Origin of the sequence: Tritonibacter sp. SIMBA_163, assembly GCF_046535935.1 — a bacterium.
Classification (GTDB): Bacteria; Pseudomonadota; Alphaproteobacteria; order Rhodobacterales; family Rhodobacteraceae; genus Epibacterium; species Epibacterium scottomollicae.
Window position 1 is genome coordinate 1 of sequence record NZ_JAWJBP010000810.1, and the last position, 256, is coordinate 256.

General features: G+C 69.9%; 1 protein-coding gene. It reads right to left on the reverse strand.

From position 1 onward, the window contains the following. Window positions 1–62: 62 nt before the first annotated feature. The coding region (locus R0J92_RS24565) for a hypothetical protein (protein ID WP_411053606.1) at window positions 63–256 on the reverse strand (194 nt) is incomplete at its 5' end.

A 256-nucleotide genomic window follows, 5' to 3' on the forward strand; every position in this document is an offset into this window, starting at 1 on the left:
CTCGTGCGGATCGGGCGCGGATGGCGGTGATGCCCGTCACAGGACCCGTCTGTCCAAAAGGATCAGGCGTTCGCCGGTTGGGGGTCAGACGTCTCGACGCCGGTTGCATCGGCGCCCGGCAGGCGCGCCTCGCCGGCTTCGCGGATCAGCCGGCCGATCTCCGGGTCGGCCTTCTCCAGCCGCTTGAACTCCTTGCGGCCCAGTGTCAGCAGGCGGTTGAAGCCGACCGAGACGACGTCGGCGGTGCGCCTTGGTG